This window comes from Glycomyces algeriensis (genome assembly GCF_027622855.1).
Classification (GTDB): domain Bacteria; phylum Actinomycetota; class Actinomycetes; order Mycobacteriales; family Micromonosporaceae; genus Glycomyces; species Glycomyces algeriensis.
This window is the reverse complement of record NZ_JAPZVR010000006.1, coordinates 171,845-191,151: the sequence shown is the minus strand read 5'-3', so window position 1 is coordinate 191,151 and position 19,307 is coordinate 171,845. Positions and strand designations below refer to the sequence as shown.

At 70.7% G+C, this 19,307-nt stretch carries 19 protein-coding genes; 16 read left to right on the top strand and 3 right to left on the bottom strand.

Annotated features, from left to right (window positions below; all coding sequences use genetic code 11):
- Positions 1–110 precede the first annotated feature (110 nt).
- A complete protein-coding gene (locus O2L52_RS13495; protein WP_270116084.1) occupies positions 111–755 on the top strand; it encodes a dihydrofolate reductase family protein in 645 nt (214 codons plus the stop codon).
- 100 nt (positions 756–855) lie between these two features.
- On the opposite strand, the gene O2L52_RS13490 is transcribed toward O2L52_RS13495, so the two are convergent.
- Positions 856–1,449 carry a TetR/AcrR family transcriptional regulator gene (locus O2L52_RS13490; RefSeq protein WP_270116083.1) on the bottom strand — a complete coding sequence of 198 codons (594 nt, stop codon included), beginning with the start codon at positions 1,447–1,449 and terminating at the stop codon, positions 856–858.
- A gap of 85 nt (positions 1,450–1,534) precedes the next feature.
- Between O2L52_RS13490 and O2L52_RS13485 the strand changes: the two genes are divergently transcribed.
- The gene (locus tag O2L52_RS13485; protein WP_270116082.1) at positions 1,535–2,290 is read left to right on the top strand and encodes an SDR family NAD(P)-dependent oxidoreductase; all 756 of its coding nucleotides are present in this window, start codon (positions 1,535–1,537) and stop codon (positions 2,288–2,290) included.
- A 176-nt stretch (positions 2,291–2,466) separates the two neighbouring features.
- Positions 2,467–2,871, top strand: a complete 405-nt coding sequence (locus O2L52_RS13480) for a hypothetical protein (protein ID WP_270116080.1) — start codon at positions 2,467–2,469, stop codon at positions 2,869–2,871.
- A gap of 164 nt (positions 2,872–3,035) precedes the next feature.
- On the opposite strand, the gene O2L52_RS13475 is transcribed toward O2L52_RS13480, so the two are convergent.
- Positions 3,036–3,611 carry a TetR/AcrR family transcriptional regulator gene (locus O2L52_RS13475; protein ID WP_270116079.1) on the bottom strand — a complete coding sequence of 192 codons (576 nt, stop codon included), beginning with the start codon at positions 3,609–3,611 and terminating at the stop codon, positions 3,036–3,038.
- Positions 3,612–3,746: 135 nt separating this feature from the next.
- On the opposite strand from O2L52_RS13475, the gene O2L52_RS13470 reads away from it, so the two are divergent.
- The 5 genes from O2L52_RS13470 (at position 3,747) to O2L52_RS13450 (ending at position 9,980) form a co-directional block, all read left to right on the top strand.
- Complete coding sequence (locus tag O2L52_RS13470; RefSeq protein WP_270116078.1) at positions 3,747–4,586, top strand: SDR family NAD(P)-dependent oxidoreductase; 840 nt, start codon at positions 3,747–3,749, stop codon at positions 4,584–4,586.
- On the top strand, positions 4,583–5,902 hold the full coding sequence (locus O2L52_RS13465; RefSeq protein WP_270116077.1) for a DMT family transporter: 1,320 nt from the start codon (positions 4,583–4,585) through the stop codon (positions 5,900–5,902). Before O2L52_RS13470 ends, O2L52_RS13465 begins: the two co-directional genes overlap by 4 nt.
- A 53-nt stretch (positions 5,903–5,955) precedes the next feature.
- Entirely contained in the window at positions 5,956–7,521 is a 1,566-nt protein-coding gene (locus tag O2L52_RS13460; protein WP_270116075.1) for an FAD-dependent monooxygenase, read from the top strand.
- A gap of 60 nt (positions 7,522–7,581) precedes the next feature.
- Positions 7,582–8,046, top strand: a complete 465-nt coding sequence (locus O2L52_RS13455) for a MarR family winged helix-turn-helix transcriptional regulator (protein WP_270116073.1) — start codon at positions 7,582–7,584, stop codon at positions 8,044–8,046.
- A 392-nt stretch (positions 8,047–8,438) separates the two neighbouring features.
- Positions 8,439–9,980, top strand: a complete 1,542-nt coding sequence (locus O2L52_RS13450) for an MFS transporter (protein ID WP_270116072.1) — start codon at positions 8,439–8,441, stop codon at positions 9,978–9,980.
- A gap of 130 nt (positions 9,981–10,110) precedes the next feature.
- Here the strand turns inward: O2L52_RS13450 and O2L52_RS13445 are convergent, their stop codons facing one another.
- Complete coding sequence (locus tag O2L52_RS13445; RefSeq protein WP_270116070.1) at positions 10,111–10,527, bottom strand: VOC family protein; 417 nt, start codon at positions 10,525–10,527, stop codon at positions 10,111–10,113.
- A gap of 303 nt (positions 10,528–10,830) precedes the next feature.
- On the opposite strand from O2L52_RS13445, the gene O2L52_RS13440 reads away from it, so the two are divergent.
- The 8 genes from O2L52_RS13440 (at position 10,831) to O2L52_RS13405 (ending at position 19,207) form a co-directional block, all read left to right on the top strand.
- Positions 10,831–11,187: a DUF485 domain-containing protein gene (locus O2L52_RS13440; protein WP_270116069.1), complete on the top strand. Its 357-nt coding sequence runs from the start codon at positions 10,831–10,833 to the stop codon at positions 11,185–11,187.
- The gene (locus O2L52_RS13435; protein WP_270116068.1) at positions 11,187–12,866 is read left to right on the top strand and encodes a solute symporter family protein; all 1,680 of its coding nucleotides are present in this window, start codon (positions 11,187–11,189) and stop codon (positions 12,864–12,866) included. Before O2L52_RS13440 ends, O2L52_RS13435 begins: the two co-directional genes overlap by 1 nt.
- A 161-nt stretch (positions 12,867–13,027) precedes the next feature.
- A complete protein-coding gene (locus O2L52_RS13430) occupies positions 13,028–14,023 on the top strand; it encodes a sensor histidine kinase (protein WP_344473148.1) in 996 nt (331 codons plus the stop codon).
- A gap of 355 nt (positions 14,024–14,378) precedes the next feature.
- Entirely contained in the window at positions 14,379–15,128 is a 750-nt protein-coding gene (locus O2L52_RS13425) for a LytR/AlgR family response regulator transcription factor (RefSeq protein ID WP_270116065.1), read from the top strand.
- The gene (locus O2L52_RS13420; RefSeq protein ID WP_270116064.1) at positions 15,125–15,475 is read left to right on the top strand and encodes a hypothetical protein; all 351 of its coding nucleotides are present in this window, start codon (positions 15,125–15,127) and stop codon (positions 15,473–15,475) included. The genes O2L52_RS13425 and O2L52_RS13420 overlap by 4 nt, the downstream gene beginning before the upstream one ends.
- Positions 15,475–17,019 (top strand): sodium/solute symporter, encoded by a 1,545-nt coding sequence (locus O2L52_RS13415; protein ID WP_270116062.1) that lies wholly within the window; start codon positions 15,475–15,477, stop codon positions 17,017–17,019. The genes O2L52_RS13420 and O2L52_RS13415 overlap by 1 nt, the downstream gene beginning before the upstream one ends.
- Before the next feature lie 196 nt (positions 17,020–17,215).
- Positions 17,216–18,034 carry an ErmE/ErmH/ErmO/ErmR family 23S rRNA (adenine(2058)-N(6))-methyltransferase gene (erm, locus tag O2L52_RS13410; protein ID WP_270116061.1) on the top strand — a complete coding sequence of 273 codons (819 nt, stop codon included), beginning with the start codon at positions 17,216–17,218 and terminating at the stop codon, positions 18,032–18,034.
- A gap of 84 nt (positions 18,035–18,118) precedes the next feature.
- A complete protein-coding gene (locus tag O2L52_RS13405) occupies positions 18,119–19,207 on the top strand; it encodes a DNA-binding transcriptional response regulator (protein WP_270116060.1) in 1,089 nt (362 codons plus the stop codon).
- Positions 19,208–19,307: the final 100 nt, after the last annotated feature.

Here is a 19,307-nt window from a genome sequence, read left to right as displayed (position 1 = left end):
CTCTTATAGTGACACAAGACACACTGTCCACGTTCATTTGCGACGATGAATCCGCGGGGCTCGCGAAGTCTCAACAGCATCAATGGCAGTCACCAGGGAAGGTCAACCACATGAGTCAGCTTCTCCGAGTCCAGAACTTCGTCGTCTCGCTGGATGGGTTCGGCGCGGGTGACGGCCAGAGTCTCGAGCGGCCGTTCGGCCACGCCAACCCCGGCGAGTTGATGTACTGGGCCGGCGCCACAGCGAGCTGGCCCAACCGCACCGACCCCGGCGGGACCCGCGGCCTGGACGACTACTTCACGCGCGACTTCAAGAACAACATCGGCGCGGAGATCATGGGCGCCCACAAGTTCAGCCCGCACCGCGGTCCCTGGGAGAACCTGGACTGGCAGGGCTGGTGGGGCGATGAGCCGCCGTTCCACACGCCCGTGTTCGTCCTGACCCACCACCTGCGGCCCTCGTTCACGCTGTCGGACACCACGTTCCACTTCACCGACGACGAACCCGCCGCGGTCCTCGAAGCGGCCAAGGAAGCGGCGCAGGGCAAGGACGTCCGCCTCGGCGGCGGCGCCACCGTGATCCGCGAGTTCATCGAGGCCGACCTCGTCGACACCCTGCACGTCGTCGTCGCCCCGGTCGAACTCGGTTCTGGCGTCCCGCTCTGGAAGTCCCCGGAAGAGCTCACCGACCGCTTCAACCTCGAGATCGTCCCCAGCGCCAGCGGCGTCACGCACCACATCTTCTGGAAGAAGTAGCCCCTGACAGAGAGCGGCCCTCCCCGGATCGGGGAGGGCCGCTTACGCGTTCACAGCACCGGAGGTGGCGACTCCCTGCGGTCGGATTCCTTGCGGCACTTCAGGCCTGGGGGCAGGCTTTCATGGCCAGTTCGGCGACGGCGAGGAGCTCTTCGGTGGTGGCGCCGTCCTGGGCGGAGCGCGACATGCCGCGGACGACGGCCGCGACGAACTCGGCGAGTGCTTCGGGGTCGGCGTCCTGGGGAAGTTCGCGGCTCGCGATGCCGGCACGGAGGCGTTCGGCGACGGCCTCCCGGCCTCGGGCCCGGATCTCCTTCAGTTCCGCTTCGACGTCGGCGGCGTCGGGGCCGTGATTGACCGCGCCGGAGATGACGAGGCACCCGGGCGGGTGGCTGGGGTCGGTGTAGTTGGCCGCGATCTCGCGGAGCATTCGCTCGATCGCGCCGCGCGCGGTGGGTTCCTCGGTGAGGGCCGCAGTGGTGAAGGCGCCGTAGGTGGCCTGGTAGCGGGCGACCGCTTCGCTGAAGAGGCGGCGCTTGTCGCCGAAGGCGGCGTAGAGGCTGGCGGGCCGGATGCCCATCACGTCGGTGAGCACGGCGATGGAGGCGGGCTCGTACCCGTACTGCCAGAACACGCGCAGGGCCTGCTCGAGTGCCGCGTCTCGGTCGAATGACCTGGGCCTTCCTCTTGTCACGAACCCATTATATAGCGATCGCTCAAGAATCTGGTAGCGTCATGCCGGTCGCATTCTTGAGCGATCGATCAATAAAGGAGCCGCCATGTTCACCCTCTCGGGAAAGACCGCACTCGTCACCGGCGCCAGCCGTGGCATCGGCCGCGCCATCGCCGTCGAGATGGCCGGGGCGGGCGCCCGCGTGGCCGTCCACTACAACGCGAACGCGCAGGCCGCGAAGGAGACCGTCGCGGCGATCGAAGCCGCAGGGGGCAGTGCCTTCAGCGTCCAAGCCGATCTCGCGGAGCCCGGCGCGGCCGACACGCTCATCGACGCCCTCGCCTCCGAACTGCGCGGCGACCCGCTCGACATCCTCGTCAACAACGCCGGCATCGGCGCGCCCGGCGGCATTGGCGCAGTCAGCGAGGCCGACTACGACCGCGTCTTCGCCGTGAACACCAAGTCGCCGTTCTTCATCACCCGCAGGGCCCTGGAGCTCATCCCCGACGGCGGCCGCATCATCAACATCGGCTCCGGGGTCACCCGCATCGCCTTCCCCGAGGGCATCGCCTACGCGATGGCCAAGGGCGCGGTCGACACGTTCACGCTGGCGCTCGCCGCCGAGCTCGGGCCCCGCGGCATCACGGTGAACACGGTCGCGCCGGGCATCGTCGACACCGACATCAACGCCTCCTGGCTGCGCGGCAACGCCGAAGCGCAGGCCGCCGCCGCGTCCAGGTCCGCCCTCGGCCGGGTCGGCCGGCCGCAGGACCTCACCGGACCGGTCCTGTTCCTCGCCTCGGCGGCGGGCCGCTGGACCACCGGCCAGGTCATCGACGCCACCGGCGGCTCTCACCTCTGACCGGGACGAGTGCTGCGCGGGTTCTGAGTGTCGTTGCGGGCCTTGCCCTTTGCGGACGCGCGGGGCCCGCCGGTCCTTGTCAGCGGAGGTGTCAGGGCGATGTCAGGGCGGTGCAAGGCGGGCGGTCGATAGTTGCTTCATCAGCAAGCAAGACCGAAACGAAAACGGAGCAAGTCATGAACGTCAACCTCACCGCCCAGGACACCACCACCATCCGCACCGCCGCTTTCGGCGCCGTCACGCTCATGTCGTTCGCCGGGATCTCCGGGTCGGCCCACCGGGTCGCGACGGATGGGACGCTGTCCTACGCCTCCGCGACCGGCGCCGTCGGGCACGTGCTGGCCTCGAAGAAGAACGACTTCAAGCTGAAGGCGAAGTCGGCTGCGGCCCTGGCCGACCAGGTCCTGCCCGCGCTCACTGAGTCCGTGCAGCTGCTCAAGGCGCAGGACGCGGCGGAGGCGGCGAACTTCCGGACCACTGTGGTCACTGCGGTCGGAGCGGCCACCCGTGCGCACAAGGGCGAGCCGGGCCCGAGCATGGCCGCGATGGCGCAGAAGATCACCGAGGCGCTCGACGCCTAAGGAGACGAAGGCTCGACCCACGCCGCCGCGCAACGAGGCATCAGCCTCACCGCGCGGCGGCGAAACTCGTTCCCGCCCAGGGTGATGGGCTTGATGCGTGTCCCGCCTATGGGGATGCGGCCATTTCGCGGTGGCGTAACTCGTTCCGGGGCAGCGTGATGGGGTTATCTCGCGGCGGCGAAGCCGTGGAGGAAGGTATCGACGAGGCGGGCGGCGATGGTGTCGGGGTCGGCGTTCGCGTCGTTGCCGTGGAGGGATTCGCCGACGAGCGCGTAGTAGACGCGCCGGGCCCAGTCGAGGTCGGCGTCCGGGCTGAGAAGGCCGTCGCGTTGGGCGCGTTGGAAGACGGCCATGCAGCGGGCCTGGACTTCGGCGTGGAGGCGGGCCGCCTCGCTGCCGGGTTCCGGGGGGAGGCCGAGGGCGTAGGTCCAGGAGTACTTGACCTGTAGCACGTTCGCGGTGATCCGGTGAATCGCGACGAGCGGCGGCGCGGTGTCGGGGCGGCCGTCGTCGACGGCGTCGAGGAGCTGGCGGGCGGCCGAGACCGCGAGGGCGTCGAGGACGGCCTGGCGGTTGGCGAAGCGGCGGTGGACCGTGGTGCGGGCGAGGCCCGCGGCGGTCGCGATCTGCTCCATCGACGCGCCTGGATCGGCGGCGAGCACCCGCTCGGCGGCCTCCAGGATCGCGCGCACGCTGCGCTCGGCGTCGGCCCGCAGCGGCCGCTTCGTCGTCGGTTCCATGTCGCTCCCGTCCCTCGTGCTGCACAAACGATACACGAACGTCGGCGTAATCGAATTAAATGGAACTTCACTGTTGCGTTTTTTGGATTTTCGCGTACTGTTCTGTCTCAGATACCGATGGAACGGAGCACGACCATGTCAAGCACAGCCCTCATCACCGGCGCCTCCTCCGGGCTCGGCGCGGAGTTCGCATCGCAGCTCGCCGCACGCGGCCACGATGTGGTCCTGGTGGCCCGCAGCGGCGACCGGCTCGAGGCCGAGGCCCGCCGCATCCGCGCCGAGCACGGCGTGAAGGCCGAGGTCATCGTGCAGGACCTCGTCGAACCCGATGCGGCGCAGCGCATCAAGATCAAGCTGGACGCCCGCGGCCTGCAGGTCGGCCTGCTCGTGAACAACGCCGGGTTCGGCACGTGCGGCCGGTTCGAGGAGATCTCCGGGGCGCGCGACCACGATCAGCTGATGGTCAACGTCGTCGCCCTGGTCGATCTCAGCCATGAGCTGCTGCCCGGGATGCTCGCGAACGGCGGCGGCGCGGTCGTGAACATCGCTTCGACCGCCGCGTTCCAGCCCTCCCCGTACTTCGCGGTCTACAGCGCGGCCAAGACCTTCGTGCTCAACTTCAGCCTCGCGCTGCGGAACGAGTACCGCGGACGCGGCGTGAAGGTCCTCGCCGTCTGCCCCGGGCCGGTGCCGACCGGGTTCGTCGAGGCCATCGGCAACGAGAAGGCCGCCTCGTTCGGCGCCCTGATCCCGGCGGACCGGGTGGTGCGCACCGCGTTGCGTGCCCTCGACCGCGACCGGGCCTATGTGACGCCGGGCCTCGGCAACGCCTTGAATGCGCACCTCATGCCGCGTCGGCCCCGGGCGCTCGTTGCCGCCATCAGCGAACGGGTCACCCGGACCGTGCTCGACGGCGGCGCAAAGGACGGGGCTTCGGCTGGGGCCGGGGCGGCAACGGCAGCGGTCGCGCCGTGAGCCACCAACCTCTCGACGGTGCCGCAGTACAGCGATCGGGCGACCACGGCGGCGGTGACGGCGCGGTGCAGCGATCCAGCGCCCAGGGGGCGGTTGAGCGATCCGCTGACCACGGCAACGGCGTGGCTCAACGGTCCAGCGCCCACAGTGCGGTTCAGCGCTCTAGCGTCCACGGCGGCGACGGCGGCGACGGCGACGGCGACGGCGACGGCGACGGCGTAGTACAGCGGTCCGGCATCCTCAATCGCGCTGCCGCCCAACGCCTCGCGATCATCGGCGGCGGAGTCGCGATGCTGCTCGTCGGCACCTCGACCGCGGTGGCGGCGACGATTGCGGACTATCCGGTCCTGATCGGACAGTCGATCCGCTTCGCGCTTGCCGCCGTGATCCTGCTGGCCGTGGTCCGGGCGCAGCGGCTCCCCCGCGTCCGGCTCACCGTGCGCGACGTCCTGCTGCTCGTGGCCCTCGCTGCCACCGGCCTCGCCGGGTTCAATCTCTTCCTCATCGAGGCGACCCGGCACGCGAGCCCTGCGATGATCGGCTCTGTCGTTGGGGCCGTGCCGGTGGCGCTGGCGCTGCTCGCCCCGGTCCTGCAGCGGCGCAAGCCTTCACGCAGGACGGTGATCGCGGCGATGGTGGTCGCAGGCGGCACGGCCGTCGCCGCCGGGCTCGGCTCCGGCAGTGTCGCGGGCCTGCTGCTGGCCATCGGCGCGCTCGGATGCGAGGTGCTGTTCTCCCTGCTCGCGATCCCGTTGCTGCCGAAACTGGGACCCACGCGGGTGTCCGCTTACGCCGCAACGCTCGCCGTACCGATGCTGCTCGTTGCGGGGCTGGGGCTCGAAGGGGCGGACGCACTGCGAATGCCGACGCTCGCCGAAGGCGCGGCCTACGTCTACCTCGGTGTGCTGGTCACGGCCGTAGCGTTCCTGTTGTGGTACAACGCGCTTCGCCGCATCGGGGCCGACCGCAGCGGCCTGCTGGCCGGGCTCGTGCCGGTCGGTGCGCTCCTCACGACCGCGGTGCTCGGCATCGCGCCGGTGACCGTCGCGGATATCGCGGGGGCCGTGATCGTCGGTGCCGGCATCGCGTTCGGTCTCCGGAAGTCGGGCGGGCGGCGGGACGCCGACCGGCCCGGACCGGCGCCGGGCGGCGGGGCGGGGGGGGGGCGGCGGGGGGGGGGCCGGGGCCCCGCCCCCCCCCCCCCCCACCCCACCCAAACGCCCCGACGCGGGCGGGCTCGTTGGGTGAGTCCCCCGCCCCCCTTCCGTAGGTCTTGCAAAGTCGCGAGGAATCTGCGTATCCTCAGAGAGAGTTGATATTCGAGATCTGATGACCAACTGATATCTTATATCTGTTAGGGAGCTGATGGATGACAGCGCAGGGACCGACGTCGGACAGCGATCGCGTACTGGTCGTCGGAGCCGGGCCGACCGGGTTGACGGCGGCGTGCGAGCTGCTCCGGCACGGCATCGACGTCCGCCTGATCGACCGCAACCCCGAGCCGTCCCCGTTCCCGAAGGCGCTCCTGCTCTGGCCCCGCAGCCTCGATCTGCTGGCGGACAACGGCGTGCTTGGGCAGGCGCGCGAGGCGGGCCTGGCGATCAACGCGTTCAGCTACTTCTCGGACGGGAAGCCGCTGGCGACCTTCGAATTCCCAGAGGACCTCGCCCCGCTGTGCCTGCCCCAGTGCGACACGGAGCGGGTGCTGACCGAGCGCCTGCACGCGTTGGGCGGCCGGATCGAACGAGGGGTGCGGCTGCTCGCCTTCGACGACCTGACCCACTCCGACGACCTGTCCCGCACCACGGGCCTGACGTCGATCCTCGAGCACAGTGACGGCTCCTTCGAGCGGTTCAGGGCGCCGTTCGTCCTCGGCACCGATGGGGCGGGCAGCGCCGTCAGGGCCCAGATGGGGTCGGCGTTCACCGGGGCGACGTACGAGAGCGCCTTCGCGCTCGTCGACGCCTACATCGAAGGCGATCTGCCGACCGACAAGGCGCTCTACTACCAGTCGCGGGCCGGCGCGCTCGTGATCGTGGCCCTGCCCGGCGGCGTGTTCCGGTTCTTCTCGAGCCTGCGCCCGGGCGAGAGGGTGAACGTGCCCGCCATGCAGCGCATCGTGGACGAGCAGGGCCCGCAGGGCGTGAAGATCGGCACCACGGTCTGGGAGACCACGTTCCGCGTGCACCGGCGGCACGCGGAGGCCTTCCGGCAGGGCCGGGCCTTCATCGCCGGCGACGCCGCGCACGTCCACAGTCCGGCGGGCGGGCAGGGGCTGAACACGGGCATCCAGGACGCCCACAACCTCGCCTGGAAGATCGCCGCCGTACTGAAGGGCGAAGCGCCGCCCGAGCTCCTGAACACCTATGAGAGCGAACGGAAGGCGGTGGCCCGCCAGGTCGTCCGCGACACGGACGTGCAGACGCGCGGCTGGATGCTGAAGGGCCGGCTGCAGGTCGCGGCGAGGGACGGCGCGTTCCGCCTCCTGGACCGCACCGGTGTCATCGCCCGCCACTACCTGCCGGTGATGGCGGGCCGGCGGCTGCGGTACCCGCCGGTGCGCAGCACCCAGAGCCCCGCGAGCGAGCACCGCTGCCGGCGGGGGAGCATCCGGCCCGGCGAAACCCCCGGGCGCGACCAGATGATCGCGGCCGGAGTGCCGAGCCCGCTCAGCGGGTGGTACCTGGCCTGCTTCGCCAACGGCGACGAGGCATGGGCGGAGTCGGTCCAGGCGGCGGCGGCGGCCTGGCCGCAGATCACCTTCGACTCCCTGGCCGGGGCCCCCTGGGCCTGCGGCCGGAGGGCGTACTACCTGTTCCGGCCGGACGGGCACGTCGCGGCACACGGACACATCGGCGACCTCGACCGGCTCGAGGCCGAGCTGACCGCGAATTTCACGAAAGCGGTCGCCTTGGAGATGGACCGGAGTGCTTAGGTGAACGACCCATATGGCGGCGCCCATCCGGTCGCCGAGCGTTCGGATAACATCGGGCACATGACTCTCCTTGCGATCGACCAGCGAATCGGCAACCATCTGAAAAGGGCCGAACAGGAACTCATGGCCGCGAAGACGGCGGCGCTCAGGCCTTTCGACCTCAATGTCCCGCAGTACACATTGCTACTCGTGGTCGCGCAGGAACCGGGTCTTTCCGGGGCGGAACTGGCCAGGCGGTGCCTGGTGACGCCGCAGACCATGTCGTCGGTCCTCCGCACCTTGGAATCGCGCGAACTCGTCAAACGGGAACCGCACCCCGTCCACAGCCACGTCCATGAAGTCCGTCTGACGCGCAAGGCCCGGGAACTGCTCAACGACGCCGACCGAGCGGCCTGCGAGGTCGAACTCCGGCTCGGTGCCGCGTTCTCGGAAGAGGAGTCGCGACTGCTGCTCGACCTGCTCGGCCGGTGCACGGCGACGCTGACCGAGATCACCGCCGAGCAGCGGACGCGGATGCGCGGCTGACCGGTCGCCCTTCGCGGACTGGAGAGTCAGGAGAAGGGCGGCCGTCCATCACTCGAGGTTGCACGCCGGTGCCGTCCTGACGGCCCGGCGATGATCGCGCTCGCCGTGGATGTCGTGCGCCTGTGGAAAATGCTGACGCGGCAAGGCCGAGAATAAGGCCGGCCGCATTGCAAGCGACCCCTTTTTCTCTTCTCGGCTTGGAATCGATTTGTTTCGGGCGACGGCTTTCAGTTGCGCCTTTGTTAACCGCTATTAATACCGTTGCAAAATAACATGTGATTCGGATCACGTATTCTTGACCGGAAATTCTGCGCCTCATAATATCTCAAGCATAAGATCTCTTATGGTAAATCGATCTCTGATACACAGCGAATTCGAGAGGCGCCATTCCCATGACTTCTGTGATTGACCAGCAAGGCACTGCGCCCAAGGCGGTGAACCGCACCGCAAGCCCACTCGCCATTCTGGCCGTGGCGCTGTCCAGCCTGACCCTGCCGCTCGCCGTGACCGGACCCGCGGTCGCGCTGACCGATATGGCCGTCGACCTCAGGGCCGGGATCGCCGAGACGCAGTGGGTGCAGAACGCCTACGGCGTCACGTTCGCCGCCTGCCTGCTCGCGGCCGGCGCCCTGGCCGACAGGCACGGGCGCCGCCGGGTGATGATCTCGGGCCTCTGGCTGTTCGCAGCCATGTCCGCCCTCTGCGCCGTCGCGCAGAACATGATCCTGGTCGACATCGCCAGGGCGCTGCAGGGGATCGGTGCCGCCGGGGTGCTCACCAGCGGCGCGGCGGTGCTGGCGGCATCCTTCACCGGGGCCGCCCGCGCCAAGGCCTTCGGCGTGCTGGGCGCGTCCTTCGGCTGCGGCCTCGCGTTGGGCCCGCTCACCGCGGGCATGCTCGTCAACCTCGGCAGCTGGCGGCTGGTGTTCCTGTTGAACGTCGCCATCGCGCTGTTCGTGCTGCTCTTCCTCGCCCGGCACCTTCCGGAGTCCCGCGACCCGGACGCGACGAGCGTCGACTGGGCCGGACTGGCCACCTTCAGCGGCAGCCTCGCGCTGCTGACGCTGGTCTTCGTGGAAGGGCCGGTGAACGGCTGGACGAGCACCGGCACCCTCTCGGCGGCGGCCGGCTCAGTGCTGCTGCTGCTGGCGTTCGTGGTGGTCGAACTGCGGCAGGCCCGACCGGTGTTCGACCTGTCGCTGCTCGCCAAGCCCTCGTTCATCGTGGTCATGTGCCAGCCGTTCACGGTCACCTTCGGGTTCGTGGTGCTGCTGGTCTACCTGCCCCCGTACTTCCAAGGAGTGAGCGGGCACAGCGCCCTCGCCTCGGGCGCCCTGCTCCTGCCGCTCACGCTGCCGGTGCTCTCGCTCCCGCTCGTCGCCGGCCGCCTGGCGGCCCGGATCCCGCTGCGGGTCATGCTGGCCGCGAGCTCCAGCCTCATCGCGGCGGGCTCCCTGTGGCTGACCACCCTGCAGCCGGGCGGCTCGCTGGCCGAGCTGATCGGGCCGCTGGCCCTGTTCGGCATCGGGGTCGGCAGCGCCTTCGGCGTCATGGACAACGCCGCGGTCGGCTCCGTCCCCGTGGAACGGGCGGGCATGGCCTCGGGGATGTTCAACACGATGCGGATCACCGGCGAGACGATCGCGATCGCCGGCGCCGCCGCACTGCTGTCGAGCCTGACCCTGAACGACCTCCGGGACCGCGCGCCCGTCCTCGACGACCCCACCCTGCTCGCGGGCGACGCCGTGCAGGGCCGGCTGGCGCAGTCCCTGGACGCCGTCCCCGAGGACCAGCGGGAGGTCGCGATGCAGGCGACCTCGGCCGCCCTCACCTCAGCCATGCACGTGACGCTGATCCTGCTGGCGGTGCTCGCGATCGTCGGCGCCATCTCGACCTTCGCCTTCATGCGGGACCACGACCTCTCGAAGGACTGACCCCCGCGACCCGCGCAACCGAACTCAGCAACCACGGCAAGGAAGGCCGGACATGACCCCCGAACTCCGGTGGACCGAGCGGTTCCAGTCCCGCCCGGTCCGCCGGGAAGCGGCCCTCCCGGAGACCCGGCTACTGCGGGTAGGGCATGTAGAACGGCTCCCACTGGTGGCCGTCGAGGTCGAGGAAGGTGCGGCCGTACATGCCGACCTCGGCCTCCTGGGCGCGGCGGTCCTGCTTGGAGTTCTCCTCGGTGCCGCCGGCCTTGAGCGCGGCGTCGGTGAGCTCGTCGACGGCCTCGCGGCTCGGCAGCGCCACCGCGTACGCCGCCGCCGAGTACGCGGCGGTGTCGGCGATCGGGCGCTCGGCGAACGTCGCGTAGAACGCCTTGGTCAGCAGCATCAGGCAGATGTTGTCGTCGACGACGACGCAGGCCGCGTTCTCATCGGTGAAGTCGGGGTTGATGCTCCAGCCCAGCGCCTCGTAGAACGCCTTCGCGGCGTCCAGGTCGCTCACGGGCAGGTTCAGGAAGATCATCTTGCTCGCCATCGTGCGGTCCTTTCGGTGTCCCATTGCCTTCACCAGTGCAGACGAGATCCCAACGCGCAATTCATCGTTCGCGTGCGAGAAACCCGGCGCGACCGTTCGCGGACCGTTCGCCGACCGTTCGTCGGCGCCCTCAACGCAGGAAGCCGACCCCCTAGCGACACGCGTCACACCAATGCTTCACTCGGCCGCTCCGGCCTCTTAGGTTGCATGTAAACCCGTCACCGGACCGACTCGCGCCAGCAACGCCGGCCCGGGAGGACTGGGACAAGCCCAGCATCAAGCCCTTCAAGGAGGAACGGCCCGATGGCTACGACCCCCACCCGCGACGGCCCCCCGCCCGAGGTCACCGAGGAGCAGCTCGCCGCGATGCACGACGACCCCCGGTTCCTCGACCTCAAGCGCCGCCTCTTCCGCTTCATCGTGCCCGCGACGGTCGCGTTCCTCGCCTGGTACCTGCTCTATGTGCTCCTCTCCGCGTACGCCCGCGACTTCATGGGCACCGTCCTCTTCGGCAACGTGAACGTCGCGCTGGTCCTGGGCCTCGGCCAGTTCCTCTCCACGTTCGGGATCGCCTGGGGCTATTCGCGTTACGCCGCCCGCAATTACGACCCGAAGGCGATCGAACTCCACGACGCCATCCATTACGGAGAGGACCGCTGATGGACCTCCTCGCCCAGGCCGAAGGCACCGGCCGCACCCTGACCATGGTCCTGTTCCTGCTCACGGTGGCCGTCACCATCGTGATCTCCATCTGGGGCCACCGCTACACCCGCACCGCCACCGACTTCCACTCCGGCGGACGCAGCTTCTCGGCGTGGCAGAACGGCTTCGCGATCGCCTCCGACTACATGTCGGCCGCCTCCTTCCTCGGCATCGCCGGGACGATCGCCCTGTTCGGCTACGACGGGTTCCTCTACTCGATCGGCTTCCTCGTCGCCTGGCTGGTGGCGCTCCTGCTGGTCGCCGAGATGCTCCGCAACACCGGCCGGTTCACCATGGCCGACGTGCTGTCGTTCCGGATGCGCCAGCGCCCGGTCCGCACCGCCGCCGCCGTCTCGACCCTCAGCGTCTCGATCTTCTACCTGCTCGCCCAGATGGTCGGCGCGGGCGCGCTCATCGCGCTGCTCCTCGGCATCAAGGAAGGCGAGACCTACCTCGGCATGGACGCCGAGACCGCCAAGATCGCCGGCATCGTCCTGGTCGGGCTGATCATGACCCTCTACGTCGCCCTCGGCGGCATGAAGGGCAACACCTGGGTCCAGATCTTCCAGGCGATGGTCCTGGTCGGCGGCGCGGCCGTCCTGACGCTCATGGTCCTCGGCCAGTACGGCTTCAACGTCTCCGACCTGCTCGGCGACGCCGCCACCGCCTCGGGCCAGGGCGCGGCCTTCCTCGAACCGGGGCTGCGCTACGGGGTCGAGGTGCCGGGCGACGCGGTCCAGACCATGTGGAACAAGCTCGACCTGGTGAGCCTCGGGCTCGCGCTGGTCCTCGGCACCGCGGGCCTCCCGCACGTCCTCATCCGCTTCTACACGGTCCCGGACGCCCGGGTCGCCCGCCGCTCCATCAACTGGGGCATCGGCCTGATCGGCGCCTTCTACCTGATGACGCTCGTGCTGGGCTTCGGCGCGGCCGCGATCGTCGGGGTCGAGGCGATCACCGCTCAGAACCCGGCCGGGAACACCGCCGCACCGCAGCTGGCCGAAGTGGTCGGCGGCGAAGTCGGCGGGTCCACGCTCGGCGCGGTCATGCTCGCGGTCATCGCCTCCGCGGCCTTCGCGGCGATCCTCTCCACGGTCTCGGGCCTGGTGATCGCCTCGTCGTCCTCGCTGGCGCACGACCTGTACAACAGCGTCATCCGCCACGGCAAGGCGACCGAGCGCGAGGAGGTCGGCGTCGCGAAGCTCGCTTCGATCGGCATCGGCATCGTCGCGATCGTCCTGGCGATCTTCGCCCAGAACCTCAACGTCGCCTTCCTGGTGGGCCTGGCCTTCGCGGTCGCGGCCTCGGCGAACCTGCCGACGCTGCTCCTGAGCCTGTTCTGGAAGCGGTTCAACACCAGCGGCGCCCTCTGGGGCATCTACGGCGGCCTGGTCGCCTCGCTCGCCCTGGTGGTCTTCTCTCCGGTCTTCTCCGGAACCGAAACCTCGCTGCTCGGCGAAGGGGTCGACATCGCATGGTTCCCGATGTCGAACCCTGGCTTGGTCTCCATCCCGCTCGGTCTCATCTGCGCCGTGGTCGGCACGCTGATGAGCGACGAGTCCCGCCCCGATCGATTCGCGACCCTCCAGGTGAGGGCGCTGACCGGCGCGGGCTCTGAGCGGGCCGCGGAGCACTGAGCCGCCCCAGAGGCGGGGAGGGCCGGGCGGCCCTCCCCGCACTTTTCTGTGGGCCCCGTTACAGTGAACAGGTGATCCCCGGTCGCCTTTCCGCCTCGCTCCGCGCTTCGAGGCTCGCCTCGACGCGCCGGCGCGCGCTGGGCTCCGGGGCGCTCGCGGCGCTGCGCCTCTCCCGCCAGGTCGGCGAGTCCCTCGCGGACGGCCTGAACGGCAAGGGCGCGCCGCTCGCGGCCCGCCGCCTCGCCAAGCTCCTCGCGGCCGACGCGGTCGCGCTGGCCGACTGCGAGCGGGTCATCGCGGTCGCCGGGAGCCTCGACCCGGCCGCGGCCCAGGGCCTGCTCGTCGAGACCCTGGACGTGCTCGAGCCGGTCACGGCGCCGCCGCTGCGGTCCTCGCCGCTGATCGTCTCGGGAGACCTGGCGGGGTGCCTGCTCGTGGCGGGGGACGTGAGCGACGCGGAGGTCGCCGAGGCCGCGCACCTCGTGGCGACCGCGCTCGACCACGCGGACCTGGACCGGGCCCGCGAGCGGATCGCGGCGGCGGACCTTCGCACGCTGCGGGCCCAGATCTCGCCGCACTTCATGCACAACGCGCTCGCCGCGATCAGCGCCCACACCCGCACCGACCCCGAGCGGGCCCGCGAACTGCTCACCGACTTCTCGGACTACCTGCGCTACTCGTTCGCGAACACCGGCGACTACGCCACCGTGGCGGACGAGCTGCAGGCGGTGCAGACCTACCTCGAGCTGCAGCGGGCCCGGTTCGACGACCGCCTCGACATCACCGTCCGCATCGCCCCGGAGGTCCTGCCCGTGCCCATCCCGTTCCTGGTGGTGCAGCCGATCGTGGAGAACGCCGTGCGCCACGGCTTCGAGTCCAAGCCCGGCACCGGGCACATCGCCGTGCGCGGGTTCTCCGAGGGCGCGCTGTGCGTCATCGAGGTCGAGGACGACGGCGCGGGCATGGAACCGGAGACGGCGAAGGCGATCCTCACCGGCAGCCGCCAGGGCGCGGGCCGCATCGGACTGGCCAATGTGGACCGACGGCTGCGCGCGGTCTACGGACCCGAGTACGGCCTGTGGCTCGACACCGCCCCGGGGGAGGGGACCAAGGCCACGGTGCGGATCCCGCGATATGCGAGAGGGGTGCACGTATGACCCGGCTCCTTGACGCGGCCATAGGGCGTGCCCCTTCCCACCCGCATCCACCTCCGACCAACCAGGGAAATAGGACGACTCTCCCACACGGGTCCGACATCCCCCTGAATGCGAATGGCATTCGCGCTCAGTGGGCGGGCGACCGCATCATTTCGTCGAACGCGAACGCGAACGCGAACGCGAACGCGAACGCGAACGCGAACGCGAACGCGAACGCGAACGCGAACGCGAACGCGAACGCGATTCGTGCTCAGTGGGCGGGGGACCGCACTAATCACTCCCGCCTCGTTCGCATTGCGGCCCTTCCCTCCCGCCCGGTCCGCACTGCGACCCTGCTCCTGAACCGGAGGCGCTGATGAGCCTGCTGCGCGTGCTCGTCGTCGAAGACGAGCCCTCCACCCGCGTCGAACTGGCCGGGCAGCTCGCCGAGCTGCCCGCCGTCGGCGAGGTCGTGGCCGCCGCCGGCGGCGACGAGGCCGTGCGCCTCCTCGGCTCCGGCTCGTTCGACGCCGCGTTCCTCGACATCGCGATGCCCGGCCTCACCGGCATGGACGTGGCCCGGATCCTCCGGCGCCTCTCGGACCCGCCCGAGATCGTGTTCGTCACCGCCTACGACAACCACGCGGTGGAGGCCTTCGGCCTCGGCGCCGCCGACTACCTTCTCAAGCCCTTCCGGCCGGAGCGCCTCGCCGAGGCCGTGGCCCGCATCGGCGGCCGCCGCTCCGGACCCGTGGTGGGGGACAAGTCCGACGACCTCGCCGTCGTCCAGGTCGAGCTCGCCGGGCGCACCGTGTTCGTGCGCCGTGACGACATCGCCTACGCCGAAGCCCACGGCGACTACGTGCGCCTCCACTCCAGCCAGGGCTCGCACCTCCTCCGCCAGTCCCTCACCTACCTCGAACAGGTATGGGACGCAGCGGGTTTCGTGCGCGCGCACCGCTCCTTCCTCATCAACCTCGCCCATGTCACGGAACTGCGCGTGACCTCCACGGCCGGCCTCGTCGCCGTCACCGAACCCGGCGAGGTGCCAGTCAGCCGCCGCCACTCCCGGCTCCTGCGCGAACGGCTCCTCCAGGCCGCCAGGGAAGGCGGCGCGCACCGGTGAACCAGCGCGTGCGCGTCACCAGCCCCCAGACCCGGCTCGCCCTGCGCCGCCGGTCCGACGCCACACGCCGCCTCAGCCGCCTCGCGGGCCGCCCGCCGGTGGGCCGCAGCGCGATCGACCTCGACGACGCCGAACGCGCCCTCCGCCGCCAGCGCCGCCTCGCCGCCCGCACCGCGACCCTGCTCCTGCTCGCCCTCGCCGCCCTGCTCACCGCCGCCGCGATCACTCCGGGCCGCCTCGGCTGGGCCGTGCTCTTCTTCGCGCCCTACCCGGTCCTGCTGCTCCTGGCCGCCGTCCACGTGCGCCGGGCCGAGGCCATCGAAGCCGACTACCGGGAAGGCAGCTGATGCTCGGCCTGGCCGCCATCAGCCTGGTGCTCGCCTCCAGCGTCGTCATCGGCGTCTGGGGCGTGCGCGCCGCACGGTCCACACCGGACTTCCTGGTGGCCTCCCGCAGCATCGTGCCCGGCTGGAACGCCCTCGCCATCGCGGGCGAGTACGTCTCCGCCGCTTCGGTACTGGGCCTCGCCGGGCTGATCGTCAAGAACGGCGTGGGCGCGATGTGGTACGCCGTGGGCTTCACCGCCGGGTACGTGCTCGTCGCCGCGCTCGCGGCCGGGCCGATGCGCCGCAGCGGCGCCTACACGGTGCCCGACTTCGCCGAGTACCGCCTGGGCTCGCCGCGCATCCGCCGCATGTGCGGCCTCGTCGTGCTCGTCATCATGCTGCTCTACCTGCTGCCGCAGTTCAAAGCGGCCGGCGTCGTGCTCGAACTCGTCTCCGGCATCCCCTACTGGGTCGGCGTCGTCGGCGCCGGGCTCGTGGTCTCCTCCACCATCGCCGTCGGCGGGATGCGCTCGGCGACCTACGTGCAGGCCTTCCATTACCTGGTGAAGCTCGTGTTCATCGCCGGCCCCGCGGTCTTCCTCATCGCCCTCGCCGGGCCCGAACGGCGCGAGGCGGCCCTCGACCCGAGCGCCGACGCGGACTGGTCCCGCCCGCTCCTGGACCTCGACGGCTCCGGGCACCCGCTGCTGGCCACCATCTCGGTCCTGGTCGCGACCACCTTGGGCGCCATGGGGCTCCCGCACGTCGTGATGCGCTTCCACACCGTCGCCGGGGCCCGCGCGGCCCGCCGGGTCGCCGTCTCGGTCATCGTTCTGCTCAGCCTGTTCTACCTGTGGCCGGTCGTCTACGGCCTCCTCGGCCGCGTCACCACGCCCGAACCCGAGGAGACCGACGTCGTCCCGCTCCTCGTCCCGGGCGCGATCGTCCCCGGCACGGCCGGCGCGGTCCTCACCGCACTGGTCGCCGCCGGCGCGTTCGCCGCATTCCTCTCCACCTCGTCCGGGCTGCTCCTCGCGCTGGCCGGGGGCCTCTCGCACGACCTGTTCGGCGGCTCGCTCTCACGGCTGCGCCTCGGCGTCGTCGTCGGCACGGCCCTCGCGGTCGCGCTCTCGCTCCCGGCGGCCGATGTGGACATCAACGTGCTCGTCGGCTGGGCCTTCGCGGTGGCGGCCTCCACGTTCTGCCCGCTGCTGACCCTCGGCATCTGGTGGCGCGGCCTCACCGCGACCGGGGCGACGGCGGGCCTGCTCGTCGGCGCCGCCACCTCCACCGGCGCGGCGCTGGCCTCCGTGGTCCTCGACCTCGAACCCGGCATCGTCTCAGTCCTCCTCGCCCAGCCAGCACTGTGGACGGTGCCGCTCGCGTTCGCCGTCATGATCGCCGCGTCCCGCCCCGGATCCGTCCCCGACTGGGCCAGCGAAGCGGTCCTGCGACTCCACGTGCCCGGCCGCTACTCCTCGGGCGGCGGCGCCCACAACGACACCGGTGCGATCCCGCGCGCGCGGCGCGAGAACCGGGTGGACGCCCCGGGCGAAACCGGATAGCCTCGCGGGCATGTACGGGTCACCGGGGCAGTTCGCGTCCACCGCGTCCTGCCCGTGCTTCATGCGGCTGCGCGCGGCGGCCTAGGCCTCCCGCAAGCGCTCCTATCCGACCGCTGCGTCTCGCAGCGGCTGCGCCCCTGCGCGGGCCTAGGCGAATCGATCGTCCTGATTCGACTCGTCCTCATGGAGTACTCCCATGTCCCGCAGCCAATTCCCGCGTGCCCGAGCTCCGCACACCAAAAGCGCACGCGACCTCTCGAACCGCAAAGCCCTGTCCCAGAACTTCCTGCGCGACGCGCACACCGCCCGCGCCTTCGTCGACGCCGCCGACGTCCGCCCGAACGACCACGTGATCGAAGTCGGCCCCGGCGACGGCATGGTCACAAGAGCGCTGCTCGACCGCGCCCGCCGCGTCACCGCCTACGAGAAGGACCGCCACTTCGTCGAACGACTCCACTCGCGCCTCGGCCACCACGAGCACTTCCGCTGCCACCAGGCCGACTTCCGCGACGTCACACCACCGCAAGCACCCTTCAGCGTCGTCGCCAACGCGCCCTTCGGAATCACCACCGACATCGTCCGGTGGTGCCTGCGCGCCCGCACCCTCACCTCGGCCGCACTGATCACCCAGCTCGAGTTCGCCCGCAAGCACACCGGCGACTACGGCCGCTGGAGCCGCCTCACCGTCGCGCACTGGCCCGAGTTCGACTTCGAACTCGGCATGCGCCTCGACCGCCGCGAGTTCCGGCCCGTCCCGCAGGTCGACGCCGCCGTGCTGCACCTGCACCGCCGCACCAGGCCCCTGCTGCCGCCCGACGCCATGGTCGACTACCGCGACCTCGTGGACCTCGGCTTCTCCGGCATCGGCGGCGCGCTCGCCGCGTCCCTGTGCCGCGTCGTCCCCAGGCGCGTCGCGCACCAGGCCTGCGCCGAAGCCGGCATCGCCCGCGACCAAGTCGTCGGACTCGTCCCGCCTGACCGCTGGATCTCCCTGTTCCACGCCCTCACCCGGTGAGACGCCTTGCGGTACCGGGGCCATGGCGTCGGCCGTTTAAGGTAGAGATGCCCGGCCCCGGTACCCCCTTCTTTGGAGCCCACGATGAGCGAAGCCATCTGGATCGAACTGATCAAGGTGCTCCCGGCCTTCCTCTGGGTCGGCTTCGGCTTCATCGCGCTGGCCATCGCCAAGCGGCTCTTCACCGCCCAGGCGCCGCGCATGACCAAGGTCGAGACCCCTTGGGTCACAGTGGAACTCGCCCAGCAGGCCATCGAACAGGCGGCCGTGCGCGACGCCGTGCAGCTCCAGCCGCCGCCCGCCGAGACGGACTGGACCGCGCTCTACCCGCTGCCGACCCAGCAGGTCCGGCCCGGCAACGGCGTGGTCTACAAGATCGGCACCGACCCGCAGTCGCCACCCGCGAAGGACGCCACGGACGACGAACCGGCGGACGACGACGAGACCGTCCACACCGAACCGCCCGCCGAGGCGAAGCCGGACCTCCTCGCCACCCCACCCGTCGACGGGCCCGCCGACACCGCGCAGCCCGAGCCCGACCCCTACGCCACGGTGACCGCCCCCAACCAGCAGATCCCCAACATCCCGCCCACCTATCCCGTTCCCGCGGGCCGGCCCGGCGAGGGTGGCGCCTACTACCCGAACCGGCCCGCCCCCTACTGGGCCCAGCCCGTCCAGCCGGCGTACCGGCATCCGCTCGGGCACCAGTCCCGGACCCAGAGCCTGCGCGCCGCCACGAAACTCGTGCTCGCCGCCTTCGAACTGCGGGGCGGCTCGATCCTGTGGGTCGACGACAATCCGGACGGGAACGACATACTGAGCGGGCTCTTCCGCGCTGTCGGCATCACCGTGGAGCCGGTGCTCTCCACCGATGAAGCCATGCGCGCCTTGGCGAAGCACCCCTACGACCTCGTCATCACCGACATGCGCCGCGAGTCCGAACCCGACGGCGACGCCGCCGGGAGCCGCCTCCTCGACCGCATGGTCGCCTCGGGCATTCCCACGCCCGCCGTGCTCTTCTCCGAGCACCCGAGCGCGCACGCCGCGCTCCACCCGCGCGCGGTCGCCGCCACGGACAGCCCGGAGCAACTGGTGGACGTGGTGGTCGAGTACGTCGGCGACCGCCGCGAGCGGCAGTCCCCGGGCTGGCTCGAACGCCTGACCGGCAACTGAACCCCGCTCGCCGAGCGCCACCGCCGCACCGCTGCTGTCGTCTCATGTCGACTGCACGCTGTTAAACGCTTGCCGATCTGCAGCGGGCGTGGCTACCTTG

What these genes read in the sequence shown, in the direction of transcription:
- O2L52_RS13495 (WP_270116084.1), top strand. Translation starts at nt 111, where the DNA reads ATGAGTCAGCTTCTCCGAGTCCAGAACTTCGTCGTCTCGCTGGATGGG.
- O2L52_RS13485 (WP_270116082.1), top strand. Translation starts at nt 1,535, where the DNA reads ATGTTCACCCTCTCGGGAAAGACCGCACTCGTCACCGGCGCCAGCCGT.
- O2L52_RS13480 (WP_270116080.1), top strand. Translation starts at nt 2,467, where the DNA reads ATGAACGTCAACCTCACCGCCCAGGACACCACCACCATCCGCACCGCC.
- O2L52_RS13475 (WP_270116079.1), bottom strand. Translation starts at nt 3,611, where the DNA reads ATGGAACCGACGACGAAGCGGCCGCTGCGGGCCGACGCCGAGCGCAGC.
- O2L52_RS13470 (WP_270116078.1), top strand. Translation starts at nt 3,747, where the DNA reads ATGTCAAGCACAGCCCTCATCACCGGCGCCTCCTCCGGGCTCGGCGCG.
- O2L52_RS13460 (WP_270116075.1), top strand. Translation starts at nt 5,956, where the DNA reads ATGACAGCGCAGGGACCGACGTCGGACAGCGATCGCGTACTGGTCGTC.
- O2L52_RS13455 (WP_270116073.1), top strand. Translation starts at nt 7,582, where the DNA reads ATGACTCTCCTTGCGATCGACCAGCGAATCGGCAACCATCTGAAAAGG.
- O2L52_RS13450 (WP_270116072.1), top strand. Translation starts at nt 8,439, where the DNA reads ATGACTTCTGTGATTGACCAGCAAGGCACTGCGCCCAAGGCGGTGAAC.
- O2L52_RS13445 (WP_270116070.1), bottom strand. Translation starts at nt 10,527, where the DNA reads ATGGCGAGCAAGATGATCTTCCTGAACCTGCCCGTGAGCGACCTGGAC.
- O2L52_RS13440 (WP_270116069.1), top strand. Translation starts at nt 10,831, where the DNA reads ATGGCTACGACCCCCACCCGCGACGGCCCCCCGCCCGAGGTCACCGAG.
- O2L52_RS13435 (WP_270116068.1), top strand. Translation starts at nt 11,187, where the DNA reads ATGGACCTCCTCGCCCAGGCCGAAGGCACCGGCCGCACCCTGACCATG.
- O2L52_RS13425 (WP_270116065.1), top strand. Translation starts at nt 14,379, where the DNA reads ATGAGCCTGCTGCGCGTGCTCGTCGTCGAAGACGAGCCCTCCACCCGC.
- O2L52_RS13415 (WP_270116062.1), top strand. Translation starts at nt 15,475, where the DNA reads ATGCTCGGCCTGGCCGCCATCAGCCTGGTGCTCGCCTCCAGCGTCGTC.
- erm (WP_270116061.1), top strand. Translation starts at nt 17,216, where the DNA reads ATGTCCCGCAGCCAATTCCCGCGTGCCCGAGCTCCGCACACCAAAAGC.
- O2L52_RS13405 (WP_270116060.1), top strand. Translation starts at nt 18,119, where the DNA reads ATGAGCGAAGCCATCTGGATCGAACTGATCAAGGTGCTCCCGGCCTTC.